The organism is Klebsiella sp. OBRC7 (assembly GCF_000293135.1).
GTDB classification, from domain to species: domain Bacteria; phylum Pseudomonadota; class Gammaproteobacteria; order Enterobacterales; family Enterobacteriaceae; genus Klebsiella; species Klebsiella michiganensis.
The window spans coordinates 35,228-47,986 of record NZ_ALNJ01000085.1; the positions used below are offsets into that span (position 1 = coordinate 35,228).

12 protein-coding genes are annotated in these 12,759 nt (G+C 58.0%); 5 read left to right on the forward strand and 7 right to left on the reverse strand.

Translation table 11 applies throughout. From position 1 onward, the window contains the following. Positions 1–15 precede the first annotated feature (15 nt). Positions 16–489 carry a DUF2938 family protein gene (locus tag HMPREF1144_RS16295; protein ID WP_009653491.1) on the reverse strand — a complete coding sequence of 158 codons (474 nt, stop codon included), beginning with the start codon at positions 487–489 and terminating at the stop codon, positions 16–18. A gap of 83 nt (positions 490–572) precedes the next feature. On the opposite strand from HMPREF1144_RS16295, the gene HMPREF1144_RS16300 reads away from it, so the two are divergent. The 3 genes from HMPREF1144_RS16300 to HMPREF1144_RS16310 all read left to right on the forward strand — a co-directional run bounded on the left by HMPREF1144_RS16300 (position 573) and on the right by HMPREF1144_RS16310 (position 2,589). Further along, positions 573–971: a MerR family transcriptional regulator gene (locus HMPREF1144_RS16300; RefSeq protein WP_009653520.1), complete on the forward strand. Its 399-nt coding sequence runs from the start codon at positions 573–575 to the stop codon at positions 969–971. 33 nt (positions 972–1,004) lie between these two features. Further along, complete coding sequence (locus HMPREF1144_RS16305; protein ID WP_042927921.1) at positions 1,005–1,319, forward strand: hypothetical protein; 315 nt, start codon at positions 1,005–1,007, stop codon at positions 1,317–1,319. Positions 1,320–1,686: 367 nt separating this feature from the next. Further along, positions 1,687–2,589: a GGDEF domain-containing protein gene (locus tag HMPREF1144_RS16310; protein ID WP_009653388.1), complete on the forward strand. Its 903-nt coding sequence runs from the start codon at positions 1,687–1,689 to the stop codon at positions 2,587–2,589. Position 2,590: 1 nt separating this feature from the next. Here HMPREF1144_RS16310 and HMPREF1144_RS16315 read toward each other — a convergent pair whose 3' ends face one another. Continuing rightward, a complete protein-coding gene (locus HMPREF1144_RS16315) occupies positions 2,591–3,424 on the reverse strand; it encodes a helix-turn-helix transcriptional regulator (RefSeq protein ID WP_004849737.1) in 834 nt (277 codons plus the stop codon). 251 nt (positions 3,425–3,675) lie between these two features. Between HMPREF1144_RS16315 and HMPREF1144_RS16320 the strand changes: the two genes are divergently transcribed. Next, on the forward strand, positions 3,676–4,443 hold the full coding sequence (locus HMPREF1144_RS16320) for a phytanoyl-CoA dioxygenase family protein (protein ID WP_004849740.1): 768 nt from the start codon (positions 3,676–3,678) through the stop codon (positions 4,441–4,443). A 124-nt stretch (positions 4,444–4,567) separates the two neighbouring features. On the opposite strand, the gene HMPREF1144_RS16325 is transcribed toward HMPREF1144_RS16320, so the two are convergent. Genes HMPREF1144_RS16325 through HMPREF1144_RS16345 form a run of 5 tightly spaced genes read right to left on the reverse strand, consistent with a single transcriptional unit; the run spans position 4,568 to position 9,532 of the window. Then, positions 4,568–4,909, reverse strand: a complete 342-nt coding sequence (locus HMPREF1144_RS16325) for a PTS fructose-like transporter subunit IIB (RefSeq protein WP_009653507.1) — start codon at positions 4,907–4,909, stop codon at positions 4,568–4,570. A 15-nt stretch (positions 4,910–4,924) separates the two neighbouring features. After that, a complete protein-coding gene (locus tag HMPREF1144_RS16330) occupies positions 4,925–5,800 on the reverse strand; it encodes a [formate-C-acetyltransferase]-activating enzyme (RefSeq protein ID WP_009653385.1) in 876 nt (291 codons plus the stop codon). Beyond that, a complete protein-coding gene (locus HMPREF1144_RS16335; protein WP_009653503.1) occupies positions 5,766–8,063 on the reverse strand; it encodes a formate C-acetyltransferase in 2,298 nt (765 codons plus the stop codon). Before HMPREF1144_RS16335 ends, HMPREF1144_RS16330 begins: the two co-directional genes overlap by 35 nt. 51 nt (positions 8,064–8,114) lie before the next feature. Further along, positions 8,115–8,435 (reverse strand): PTS fructose-like transporter subunit IIB, encoded by a 321-nt coding sequence (locus tag HMPREF1144_RS16340; RefSeq protein WP_004100938.1) that lies wholly within the window; start codon positions 8,433–8,435, stop codon positions 8,115–8,117. A gap of 20 nt (positions 8,436–8,455) precedes the next feature. Beyond that, complete coding sequence (locus tag HMPREF1144_RS16345) at positions 8,456–9,532, reverse strand: PTS fructose transporter subunit EIIC (protein WP_004849752.1); 1,077 nt, start codon at positions 9,530–9,532, stop codon at positions 8,456–8,458. Positions 9,533–9,841: 309 nt separating this feature from the next. Here HMPREF1144_RS16345 and ptsP point away from each other — a divergent pair, with 309 nt between their 5' ends. Then, a complete protein-coding gene (gene ptsP / locus HMPREF1144_RS16350) occupies positions 9,842–12,346 on the forward strand; it encodes a phosphoenolpyruvate--protein phosphotransferase (protein WP_009653414.1) in 2,505 nt (834 codons plus the stop codon). Positions 12,347–12,759 lie beyond the last annotated feature (413 nt).

Sequence of the window (12,759 nt, forward strand, 5' to 3'; positions counted from 1 at the left end):
AAAAGCGCCCTGGCCTTATGCTCTGCTAACCATAGCCGCGATATAAAGCCCGCATCCCCAGGCCAGGTGCGTAAGTACGCTCAGCAAGCGTGCCAGCCACGGGCGCGAGGTACGCGACGCCGCCACACCAAAGCCCAGTGCGGGTTGAAGAATCAAGAACGGCGCAAATAACGTTAGCACGACTGCCAGCAGGCCTGCCGTCAGCGTCGGCTCGTTTAACCAGACGGTTCCGTTCAATGCCAGCGGGACAAAAGCAAAAATGGCCCCGGTCAGGTAGTGAAACACCCAGCCGATAACGCTCTCTCCACGCAATGCCGGCGTGGAAGCGATGGTATTATGGCAAAGCTTTCCTCTGAAAAGCCATGCAATCCAGCGACCCACCAGCGCATAGTTTAGCGGCGGCAGCTTGAGCAGGTATTTTTGGCCGAATGACCAGAGATCCATTATCAGCGTCGCGCCAATACCCGTTATGACCGTTTTTACTACCATCATCGTCTCCAGGGTGTACTCCTTTTCCAATGCATGTCAGGCTGGTAGCCAGTGTGCAACTTAAAGCGAGGTTTAAGTCAACCATGAAAGCCCTCGATATCCGGGCAATTGCCGATCTTTCTGGCATAAATCCCTCTGCGCTGCGTTATTACGAAAAAAAAGGGTTAATTCAGCCTGTTGGTCGTAACGGTTTACGACGGCAATATCACCAAAATGTGCTCAATAAACTGCAGCTCATTGCGCTGGGGCAGGCGGCAGGGTTTACGTTGGATGAACTTGCCGCGATGTTTGGTACCGCATCAGCGTTAGCGATAGACCGGGCGCAGCTACACCAGCGCGCAAAAGAGATTGACGCCACCATTCGCAAGCTGCGGCTGTTAAGCCGCGGGCTGAAGCACGCTGCGCGCTGCACGCAGCCGGAGCATAGGCATTGTGAAGAGTTTAAAAGAGTGGTGGCGAAAGGGTTGAGGCTGGTTGGCTGATTAATTACTTCAGACTGTGATGAGAGCATAATAATGGACAAAAATTTTACACCTGAGCAAATCGAAATCATTAATCGCGTGGTTTTTGCGCGCGTCGAACAAATGAAAGAGCAAGTTACTGACCTTGTTGCGCAGACAGAGCGCGATGCGCACCAGCAGCTGGCGGATTGCGGGATTGATATGACCGATTTCTGTCCGGCTAATCAGCACTTTCTTATGATGACAATCGTCCAGGCGCTGATAGATCGGGTGCACGGCGGCGACAGGGCCCTTGCCCGGAAGATAATAACCATGGAGGCGAAGAGACTGAACGTCAGCGTTAACGTTGAAGCTGATAGTTCGAGATAGCCTTGAGGCTGAGTCTGCGGCGGACCAGAGCGTTATAAACTGCGTCAGCACTGCCTTGTTTGCATAGCGGAGTCCGCCCCTTCTGCATCGGCCATCGGGCTAAAAATGGAAGACCGCTCCCGGAGTCCAGAAAAGACCTTTCCCCCAGCACCGATTGCCACATCCTCGTAGCGTTAACTCTTTATTATTCGCGCCACTGACTTCGTCGCCATGGATTGGTAGTAGGTTGGAACATTCCGCGGGGTCAGTCCACTCTCTTCTGCTCGCTGCTGCGCATCGCCCGACATCGCACCTTTACAGTTCGCGCAAACGCTTTGCGCTGTTATGCTAAAAACCCTGGCAAGCCGCGCTGTAATGAGACCTGACCATGCCCGAACGCGAAAAAAACATTCATATTCAACCCTCGTCTTCTATTTCCCGAACCCATATCTTTCCGGCACTGCTGGCGATCGTCGCCGTATCGAGCCTGTGCGCGTTCGTCTCGCCGCCGCTGGGGCCGTGGCGCGAAATTTTGACGAATCCAGGGATGTATATCGATCTGCTGGCGCTGCTCTTTCTGCTGTTTATGCTCTGGAGCTCAACCAAGGTGCGGATGAACCACGTGGCGGTTAACTGGGTACGCTACGGCCTGCTGCTGTGGATTGCCGGGGGCACTTTCGATCTGATGGACGAAATATTCCACCAGCCGCGCTGGATGGGGTACTACTGCGAAGATCTGCTGCGCCTGTCCGGCATGCTGCTGAGCGCGGTCGGGGTCTACAAAATTATTGAGCGCATCAATCTCCTGTACGTCGACGCGCGTTCGCAATCGCTCAAGGATGAGCTGACCCAGCTGCCCAACCGTCGCTTTTTTATCGACACCATTCGCGAGAAGGAGGGGCGCAGGCTGGCGCTGATGATTGTGGATATCGACTACTTCAAGAAAATTAATGACACCTGGGGTCATCTGGTAGGGGACGAAGTGCTGTTTGCCCTTGGCAAACAGCTGGCGAAGCTCACCAGCGATAAGGTGTTGCCTTCGAGGATTGGCGGAGAAGAATTTGCCATTATTGTCGATGGCCTGTCGGCGCAGGAAGTGGATGAACTGGCGCAGTCGATTTTGCAAAATGCCCGCGCGATCCTGATCAACCACGATAACCCGCTGTCGATCAGCATTGGCGTCGGTCTGCGCCATCAAGACGAGCCGCAGAACCTGTTTATTAAAAAGGTCGATGACGCGCTCTATAAGGCGAAAAATAACGGCCGCGGACGGGTTGAATGGGCCGCGTGAACTATCCCTGCTGCGCGCTGCGGCAGTGGCGACGATATTCGGAAGGCGAGCGCTCGGTGTAGCGTTTAAACACCCGGCAGAAATAGTTGCTGTCGACAAAACCGCAGTTGTGGGCGATCTCTTTGACCTTGAGGTCGTAGCCGCGCAGCAGCTTTTTCGCCTTTTCCAGGCGGACGCTGGTGAGAAACTCATTAAAACCGACGGAACCGGATTTCTGGAATATATGCGACAGGTAGTTGGGCGTAATATGAAAACGCTTCGCTACCGACTCGCGGGTCAGCGGCTGGGTGAGATGCTCTTCGAGATAATCCTGTACCGCCAGAAACAGATCGCGGCTGCGGCTGACGCGCATCTCCAGCCCGACCAGCTGCTCAAGGCAGTGGCTCAACAGGGCCGCGACCACCAGCCTGGCGGTTACCGGGTCCGGCTGCAGGCAGATTTCATTGAGCGACAGCAGCAGGTAGGAGCCCACGCGCGGTCCGAGGCGGGCGACGTTCTGCTTTTCCGTGCGCAGCTGCCTGCCGTCCCAGTGCTGAACGCAAAACCCGAGCTTCTGGCGACCAAACAGAATGCTTAACGTCGACGCCGGCGCGGTCCATTCCGGCAGCGTCCATTTACCCGCCTGAACGTAGAGCACCTGCGAGGCGGAGAGCATTGTCTCCGACAGCGGCAGCCCGCTCTCCTTAAGCTCACCCTCAAGCACAATTTCCAGCCGTGGAAAGGGCACCTTAAACGCCAGCGCGGGCTCGGATATATCCGGGTCGGGGAACCTGACGTGCAGATTATCTTTCTGATTTACTAAACGATTTAAAATATCCGCCAGATCGTCAATCATTCCGTATGCCTTAGAAGAGAGCAATTATCCTCTTGATTATAATCTATTTTATCTGCACAGGTTTGTTCTGTATCAGGCGGCTTCGCTAATGATTGCCCTGCAGGAAGGGGGAAAAGCTGGATTTTGATGGCCATCACACTTTTCCCTGCCGCGTACGCTCGTCCAGTTTTTCGTAGTTTTGCCCTCATGTATTCCCGCCCGCCGCCGATTAGAGTTTATTTTGTGTTATCGATAAGTTAAGGAATATAAAGATGGAACAACAATCTGCGGTTTATCTGGATGCGCTGGGGGCGAACGTTGCGCTGAGCCCGGCAATGAAACAGGAGCTGGATACCCTGGGCTACACCGTTGTGCATAACGTGGTGGACGCGGAGTGGCTGGCGGCGATGCGCGCGCTTATCGACGCCATCGTCGAGAGAGAGGGCGATAATCTGGCGATCGAGCACCACCAGGAGGCGACGGCAACCCGCATCGCCAACCTGATTAACAAAGGCGCGATTTGGGAAAAGGTCTGGTCCCACCCGCTGATTCTCTCCGCCTGTCGGCATGTTTTTCAGGGGGATTTTAAAGTTTCCAGCCTGAACGCGCGGGAAGCGTTGTTCAACGGCGGCCATCAGCCGCTGCATGCGGACTGGAAAAAGCCGCGTCACGATTTTCCGAAAGTGCATCTGGTGAATACCATCTGGGCTATCGATGACCTTAGCGCGGAAAACGGCGCGCCGCGCATTATTCCCGGTACCCATTTGCGTCCGGAGCTGCCGGAAGCGGTGCTGGATGACCCGGAGCTGGCGCATCCTGATGAGGTGGTATTCGCCGCGCCGGCGGGCAGCGTGATGATTTATAACGCCCACGCCTGGCACGGCGGGACGCGCAACCGCGTTGGCAGCAGAAGGCGCGTGCTGCACGGTTTATATATCGACAGGGCGGATACCGCGCAGCAGGATCAGCAGCGCTGGCTGACGCCGGAAACCGCCAGCCGCCTGACGCCCGCGCAGAAATGGCTGCTGGGCGTGGCGTAAAAATCGCATGGAATTGTAGCCCCGGTAAGCGCAGCGCGACCGGGGGAAGTCTGAGCGGGCGCAGTGCTATTTCCCCGGGCCGCGGCGCAAGCGCCTTGCCCGGGCGACAAAATCACCGGTGTACTCACGGGATCTCAATATACACTACCGGCTTTTTCTTAATGCATTTCACCGCGTCGACAATCTGCTGCGGCTGCAGCAGAAAGGTTTTGATGCTGGTCTTAATGGTGCGGATGCCGCTAAAGCGTCCGGCATCGTCAATTTCAATATCCGTCACCAGCAGAACGACATCGGCATGGGCGATATCGTCGGCCATAATTTTGTTCTCCACCCCCAACGCGCCCTGGGTTTCTATTTTGATATTCCATTTCTCCTGGTGGCCGACTTTTTCCAGCCGCTCGGCAGCCATATAGGTGTGAGCGACGCCGCTGACGCATGCCGTGACGGCAACGATAGTGAAATCCATAGCATCCTCCAGGCGTTATCCGCCGACGGTCAAGCTAAAACCGGCCCGTTCGGCCAGCGTCCTGAATGGTTGAATCTCAGATTCTGCAGGGGCTTTAATCATCGACATCGACCATTTTTTTCCCAGTAAGTGATATTTGGGTTCGCCGTACTGATGGAACGGCAGAAGATGAATTTCCGGCAGCTTAAAGGGAGCCAAAAACGCCAGAATCCGGCGGAAATTCGCTTCATCAAGCGTGAATCCCGGAATCAGCGGCACCCGGGGGATCACGTGAATATGCGCTTCTACCAGACGGGTGAAATTATCCAGCACCCGCGGTATATTCATCCGCAGCTGCTCGCGGGCCAGCGTTTCATCCATGATTTTCAGATCGAACAGCACTTCATCGCAGGCCTGCGCCAGCGGAAAAAAGCGGCGGTAGGCGGTATCGCCCGCCGTTTCAATCGCCGTTCTGATCCCCCATTCGCGCAGGCGGCGCAGCAGGCGCGCGGCGAATTCGGCCTGCATCAGGACTTCGCCGCCCGACAGGGTCACGCCGCCGCCGGAGGCGCGGAAGAAGACCTCATCCTTCAGCACCTCTTTAAGCAGGTTATCGAGGGTGACGTCGCGGCCAATCTGCTCCCACGCGCCGGAGGGGCACTCGACCACGTCCTGCTGGCAGCGCGAACATCGCAGGCACTTGCTCTCCCGGCGCACGGTCTGAATTTTCGGCGAGATCGACTCCGGATTAGCGCACCACGGGCAGGTGTGCGGGCAGCCTTTAAAAAAAACGACGGTGCGGATCCCCTGACCGTCATTCAAAGAGTAGCGCTGGATATTAAAAATGCGCGCCTTATCGGCGCGCGTTTCCAGGACATCACAGCTGATGCGCGGTGCGGCGGATAATGTCATCCTGAATCTCCTGCGACAGCTCGACGAAAAAGGCGCTATAGCCGGCGACGCGCACCACCAGACCGGCAAAATCCTGCGGCCGCTGCTGGGCTTCGCGCAGGGTATCGGCGTTGACCACGTTGAACTGAATATGCTGTAGCTTCAGCCTGGTGAATGCCTGCAGGAAGTCGGCCAGCTTATTGAGGCCGCCGTCGCCGGCAAGGGTCGCCGGGGTGAATTTGACGTTCAGTAACGTCCCGTTGGAGAGCAGAAAGTTATCCAGCTTGCTGACCGACTTGAGCACCGCGGTCGGCCCCTGAACGTCCTGGCCAAGCATCGGCGACAGCCCGCCGTCCGCCAGCTGCTCCCCGGCCAGGCGTCCGTCCGGCGTCGCGCCGACGACCGACCCCAGCGGCACGTGGGCGGAGACGGTATAGGAGCCCGGCGTAAAGCGACCGCCGCGCGGGTTGTGGTACTGCTCTACCTCTTTGCAGTAGAAGCGCAGCAGATCGGCGCTGATGTTGTCCACTTCGTCAATATCGTTGCCGTATTTCTCGAAGCGGTTGATCAGGCGCGCGCGGATTTTTTCCCCTTCCGGCGTCTGGAAGTTGGCTTTCAGCACCGCGATCAGTTCAGCGAAGCTGAGCCGTTTTTGCTCAAACACCATCCCTTTGAGCGCGTGCAGCGAGTCGCTGAGATTGGCGATGCCGATGCCCTGGACCCCGGAGAAGTTATAGCGCGCGCCGCCTTCGGTGATATCCTGGCCGTGCTGCACGCAGTCTTCAATAAAGGAAGAGAGCAGGGGAACCGGCGCCCAGTCGCGGTGGCCGATATCGCAAATATTGCTGCCTTCGACCATCAGCTTAATGTAATAGCGAATCTTGTCGCGGATCTGGTTAATCAGCCCATCCCAGGTGATATCAGGATTGCTTTCGTTTTCCAGCATCACGATTTCCATCACCTTTAGCAGGTTGAACATGGCGATATCGTGCAGGCCGTAGGTGCGCCCAGGGATCGACAGCTCAACGCAGCCAACCACCGAGTAATCCCGCGCGTCATCCAGCGAGACGCCGCGGTTGAGAAACGCCGGGATCACCACTTCATCATTGAAGATTTGCGGAATGCCGGTGCCGAGGCGAATGGTCTCGGCGGTTTTGCGCAGGAAAGGGCGATCGACCAGCTCGTTGATCCGCACGCCGAGGTTCGGCTGCGGCAGGCGAACATTCTGGTAGGCGTCGAGGGATAAAAACGACAGGATATTGACCGCGCTGCGTCCGGTCTCGGTCAGGCCGCCGAGCAGGGCGGTATAGCCGGTCGGGAAGCCCGCGAAGTAGCGCGCGCTGCTGGTGGAGCGCAGCAGGACAATATCGTTGCACTTCACCCACAGCGACTCCAGCAGCTCCTGAAGAAACTGCGGATCCTGGCCGCGATTCAGCGAAGCCTGATAGTACGGCAGCATATACTGGTCAAAGCGGCCCAGCGAAATGGAGCTGGCGTTGGATTCATACTGCAAAATGATGTTCATATACCAGAAGAGCTGGCAGGCCTGCCAGAAATCTTCCGGCCGGTGCACCGCGTTATGGCGGGAGATGTCCGCGATGGTCTCCAGCTCTTTGCGCCGCTGCCCGTCGCCGCAGCCGGCGGCCATGTCATCGGCAAGCGCCGCATAGCGCAGAATATGGCGCTGGGAGGCTTCCAGCAGGATCAGCACCGCCTGATAAAAATTGTTCTGCGGGTGCCGCTGACTTACCGCTTTCATCTCCGCCACCAGCGCGGCGAGGCCGTTTTCCAGCAGGCGAGGGTAGTCGATGATGATATGTCCCTGGCCTTTATCGGTCTGGTTGACGCTAAAAATCTGCGTGCTGACGGCGGCCTTCACTTCATCGGTCATCTGGGCGTTGATGAAGTCCTTCATCGAGCGATTTTCCCAGTAGGGGAACAGCACTTCGCGGTAGATGCGCTTATCTTCTTCGCTGATGTTGAAGCGATCCTGCGGGCGGGTCGGGAACTGGTCCAGCTCCTTAAGCAGCCAGTAGGGATCCATCTCCGGCGACATAATCCCGGCGCGCGGCTTGATTGTACGGTTGCCGGCAATCAGTTCATCATCACGAATCGAAATCTGCACATGATCGAGGATCCATGCGGTTGCTTTCGCCCGGCGGATCATCACCGGCTCCCCCTCGGTCTGTTTATGGCTGGCGGTGTAGAGCAGGGCCCGCTCGAGGGAGATTTCGCGCGGGTTGGCGAACAGACGATCTTTTAAGCGTTGAGTGCGATTGGTCATGACAAACTCCATGTTATTTTGCGGGGCGCAGGCCGCGCCCCGTGCATTCAGTCAGGCATTCTGCGAAAGGTGGCTGTCGATTTTGTTCATAATGGCTTCGGCGCGCTTCACGGCGTCGCTGATGTTGACGCGCACGATGGTTTTACCGGCAAAACGCTCTTCAAACTTGATGCCGATATCTTTGGTCAGAATCACCATATCGGCGCTGGCGACGTCTTCCGCGGTCAGTTCGTTTTCGATGCCGATGGAGCCTTGAGTCTCAACTTTTACCTGCCAGCCTTTGGCTTTAGCAGCGCTCTCCAGGGATTCGGCGGCCATATAGGTGTGGGCGACGCCAGACGGGCAAGCGGTAACGGCGATAATTTTAGTCATACAATATTCCTTCCAGTGTCTCAGTTAATTTCGAAATCAAGATCCATCTCGTCATCGGCTTTGGCGTCTGACGCTTTCTTTTTCGCCAGGGCCTTGAGCAGGATGACGCAGGCGGCGCTGACGATGGCGCCAACCGCGAGGCCGGCAATAAAACCGCCTTTACCTTCAACGACCGGCAGAACGATAAGCCCGCCCCAGCCGGCATAGCACTGGGCGCCGAGCAGCGCGGCGGTAACGCAGCCAGCGGCGGCGCCAATCATGTTGGCTGGGATAACGCGCAGCGGATCGGCGGCGGCGAAGGGGATCGCGCCTTCGGTCACGCCAACGCAGCCCATCACCAGCGCGGCCTTACCGGTTTCGCGCTCTTCCGCGGAGAAGTATTTACGTCCAATCAGCGTTGCCAGGCCCATGCCCAGCGGCGGCACGGCGATGCCGACGGCGGCGATGGCCACCACGCTGTAAACGCCCTGGGAAACGCAAATCAGCATGAAGGCGTAGGCGACCTTATTCACCGGACCGCCCATGTCGAAGGCCAGCATCAGGCCCATGATGATGGCGAGAATCACGATGCTGCCTTCGCGCATGCCCTGCAGCCAGCCGGTCAGGCTGGCGGTGAGCGCGCCAATCGGCTCGCCGAGGCCCCACATCATGATCCCGGCGGTAATAAAGGTGCCGATAATCGGGATAACGAAGATGGGCATCACCGAGCGCAGCACCTTGTGCACCGGGATTTTCTTCAGGTAGTAGACCACCAGCCCGCCAATGATCCCGGCAATCAGCGCGCCGAAGAAACCGGCGCCGAAGCTGTTGCCGACCCAGGCGCCGATGGCGCAGGGAGCCAGCGCGGCGCGGTCGGAAATGGAGTAGCCGATATAGGCTGCCAGAAACGGCACCATCAGCGTCAGTCCGGCTACGCCGATATCAAACAGTTTTTTCAGGTTAGGGTCGGTGGCGGCATCGGGTACCGCGCCCTTGCCGTACAACATGACGGAGACTGCCAGCAAGATCCCACCGGACACGACAAACGGGATCATATGTGAAACCCCGGTCATGAGGTGCTGGCGGGTATTTTTTAATATTTGCACCAGTTCATTCATTGTTTTTCTCCTGAGCGCTGCGTGGCCCGTGACTGAGTTGATGCTTCAACCTTAGAAAAAGGGCGGCGCATAAAATAGTAGAGAAAAAGTGCATTTACTGGATATTTGTAAGGCCAGAGGAAAATTGCGATCCACCTCAAATCTTAGATCTGGTGGGTTTTTGGCGCCGTTAGTCAGGCGATTTGTGACCGCGAGCATAAAAAAGAGTCGGGCATACAATTATCCAGTAATTGCCACTTTTATCGTGTAGTGGCGGGCCGGTTCTTTCTTTACCTTTTGGCTAAATACGCATTATTCAGGAGGAAGGCGATGGCTCTGGTAATTGAATTCATATGTGATTTGCCCAACGGTGTGCATGCGCGTCCGGCAAGCCTGGTAGAAACCCTGTGCAATACTTTTTCGTCTTCGGTCGAATGGTTAAATACCCGGACAGAAGGACGCGGAAACGCGAAAAGCGCGCTGGCGATTATCGGCACCAATACCTTGAAGGGGGACCGCTGCCAGCTTGTTGTCAGCGGTGAAGATGAACAGCTGGCGTTTGACGCGCTGACGGCGTTCATCAGCGAGGTGTTCCCGCACTGCGATGCGCCGCTGCCGGCGGCGGCGGAGCAAATGGCCGTTCAGCCGGTTCCTGAATCCCTCTCGCGTCTTAATCCTACCCTGTTTCATGCGCTGCCGGTCTGCGCCGGCAGCGCGGGCGGCAGGCTCACCCATCTTAAGTCCCTCGACCTGCGCGATTCAGGCGCACTGCCTGCAGCGGGCGCAATTGAACAGGAACAGGCGGCGCTGGACAGGGGCCTGACCCTGCTGGTGAAAAATATTGAGTTCCGCCTGCTGGATAACGACGGTACCGCCAGCGCGATCCTTGAGGCGCATCGCTCTTTGGCCACCGACGCCTCCCTGCGCCAGCATCTGCTGGACGGGCTGTTGAACGGTCTGAGCTGCGCTGAGGCGGTGGTCGCGACCGGCGAACATTTTTGCGCCCAGTTCAGCGCTTCCGGCAATAGCTATTTGCAGGAGCGGGTGCTGGACGTCCGCGACGTCTGCTTCCAGCTGCTGCAGCATATCTACGGCGAAGCGCGCTTTCCGGCGCCGGGTAAGCTGACGGAAGAGGCCATCTGCCTCGCCGATGAGCTCACTCCCAGCCAGTTCCTTGAGCTGGATAAAACCCTGCTTAAAGGCCTGCTGCTGCGCAGCGGGGGCACCACTTCACACACGGTGATACTCGCGCGTTCGTTCAATATTCCCACCCTGGTGGGCGTCGATATGGAGGCGCTGCTGCCGTGGGTCGATCGGCGAGTGCAGATTGACGGTAACGCCGGGCTGGTGGTGGTGAATCCCGATGAAGCGGTGGCGCGCTACTATCAGCAGGAGGCCTGGGTGCAGGCGCAGATCCGCCGCCAGCAGCAGGCCTGGCTGGATAAAGCTGGGCGTACGGAAGACGGTATTCGCCTGGAGGTGGCGGCCAACATCGCCCATTCGGTAGAGGCGACGGCAGCCTTCAACAACGGCGCGCAGTCGGTAGGCTTATTCCGCACCGAAATGCTCTATATGGACAGGCCCAGCGCGCCGTCGGAAAACGAGCTGTATAACCTATTTTGCCAGGCGCTGGAGCCGGCCAACGGGCGCAGTATTATTATCCGCACCATGGATATTGGCGGCGACAAGCCGGTGGCCTACCTCAACATTCCGGCGGAGAACAACCCGTTCCTCGGCTACCGGGCGGTGCGTATTTATGAGGAGTATCAGGCGCTGTTCCGCACCCAGCTGCGGGCGATTCTGCGCGCTTCCGCGCACGGCGCGCTGAAAATCATGATCCCGATGATCTCCTCGATGGAGGAGATTCTTTGGGTGAAGGAGCAGTTGGCGGATGCTAAGCAGTCGCTGCGCAGCGAGCATATTCCCTTTGATGAGAAGATCCCGTTGGGCATTATGCTCGAGGTGCCGTCGGTGATGTTTATCATCGACCAGTGCTGCGAAGAGATTGATTTCTTTAGTATCGGCAGCAACGATTTGACCCAGTATCTGCTGGCGGTGGATCGCGATAACGCTAAGGTGACGCGCCACTACAACAGCCTCAATCCGGCCTTTTTGCGGGCGCTGGATTACGCGGTTCAGGCGGTGCATCGCCAGGGTAAATGGATCGGCCTGTGCGGCGAGCTGGGGGCCAAAGGTTCCGTGCTGCCGCTGCTGGTGGGGCTGGGGCTGGATGAGCTGAGCATGAGCGCGCCGTCGATCCCGGCGACTAAGGCGCGTCTGGCGCAGCTTGACAGCCGCGCCTGCCGTCAGCTACTGAATCAGGCGATGCAGTGCCGTACTTCGCTGGAGGTCGAGCACCTGCTGGCCCAGTTCCGTATGACCCAGCAGGACGCGCCGCTGATTACCCCTCAGTGCATTACGCTGAACAGCGACTGGCGCAGTAAAGAGGAGGTGATTAAGGGCATGACCGACAATCTGCTGCTGGCCGGGCGCTGCCGCTATCCGCGTAAGCTGGAAGCGGATCTGTGGGCCCGCGAAGCGGTGTTCTCCACCGGGTTAGGGTTTAGCTTCGCCATTCCGCACAGTAAATCGGAGCATATTGAGCAGTCGACCATCAGCGTCGCCCGTCTGGCGCAGCCGGTGGCGTGGGGCGACGACGAGGCGCAGTTTGTGATTATGCTGACGCTCAATAAGCATTCGGCGGGGGATCAGCATATGCGTATTTTTTCGCGGCTGGCGCGGCGCATTATGCATGCGGAGTTCCGGCAATCGCTGGTGACGGCGCAGAGCAGCGAGGCGATTGCGGCGCTGCTGCAGCGCGAGCTGGAGCTGTAATTCGGTCCGCAGAATCTCCCCGGAGGCGCTGCGCTTACCGGGGCTACGGGTTTCCAGCCGTTTGCGAAACGGTAGTGGGGAGTAGCCCGGGTAAGGCGTTTACGCCGCGACCCGGGATTTCCGGGCCCGGTGCCTGAGGGAGGCAGATTGGGTAGCCCGGACAGGCGCGTTAAGCGCCGCCTCCGGGAAAGCGTGCAGGGGTTCCGTTCACCGCTATCCCGCAGAAAATGTCTCACCGTGGTAGGTGAACGGGTAAAGGGGGAGAAAACCGTCTCCCCCTTTACAATCCCCGCGGTCCCGCAAAGAAATCGGTGCTGCGCACTGCGCTCACCTCCCGGTCCTCAGCCCGCGGTCGGCTCAACTCGACATCGCTGTCTCGATTCGCCTCTGGCCGCCATCCCTGGCGGCCAGCC

Bases quoted from the DNA above. Each gene is read 5' to 3' on its own strand.
- HMPREF1144_RS16295 (WP_009653491.1), bottom strand. From the start codon at position 489: ATGGTAGTAAAAACGGTCATAACGGGTATTGGCGCGACGCTGATAATG.
- HMPREF1144_RS16300 (WP_009653520.1), top strand. From the start codon at position 573: ATGAAAGCCCTCGATATCCGGGCAATTGCCGATCTTTCTGGCATAAAT.
- HMPREF1144_RS16305 (WP_042927921.1), top strand. From the start codon at position 1,005: ATGGACAAAAATTTTACACCTGAGCAAATCGAAATCATTAATCGCGTG.
- HMPREF1144_RS16310 (WP_009653388.1), top strand. From the start codon at position 1,687: ATGCCCGAACGCGAAAAAAACATTCATATTCAACCCTCGTCTTCTATT.
- HMPREF1144_RS16315 (WP_004849737.1), bottom strand. From the start codon at position 3,424: ATGATTGACGATCTGGCGGATATTTTAAATCGTTTAGTAAATCAGAAA.
- HMPREF1144_RS16320 (WP_004849740.1), top strand. From the start codon at position 3,676: ATGGAACAACAATCTGCGGTTTATCTGGATGCGCTGGGGGCGAACGTT.
- HMPREF1144_RS16325 (WP_009653507.1), bottom strand. From the start codon at position 4,909: ATGGATTTCACTATCGTTGCCGTCACGGCATGCGTCAGCGGCGTCGCT.
- HMPREF1144_RS16330 (WP_009653385.1), bottom strand. From the start codon at position 5,800: ATGACATTATCCGCCGCACCGCGCATCAGCTGTGATGTCCTGGAAACG.
- HMPREF1144_RS16335 (WP_009653503.1), bottom strand. From the start codon at position 8,063: ATGACCAATCGCACTCAACGCTTAAAAGATCGTCTGTTCGCCAACCCG.
- HMPREF1144_RS16340 (WP_004100938.1), bottom strand. From the start codon at position 8,435: ATGACTAAAATTATCGCCGTTACCGCTTGCCCGTCTGGCGTCGCCCAC.
- HMPREF1144_RS16345 (WP_004849752.1), bottom strand. From the start codon at position 9,532: ATGAATGAACTGGTGCAAATATTAAAAAATACCCGCCAGCACCTCATG.
- ptsP (WP_009653414.1), top strand. From the start codon at position 9,842: ATGGCTCTGGTAATTGAATTCATATGTGATTTGCCCAACGGTGTGCAT.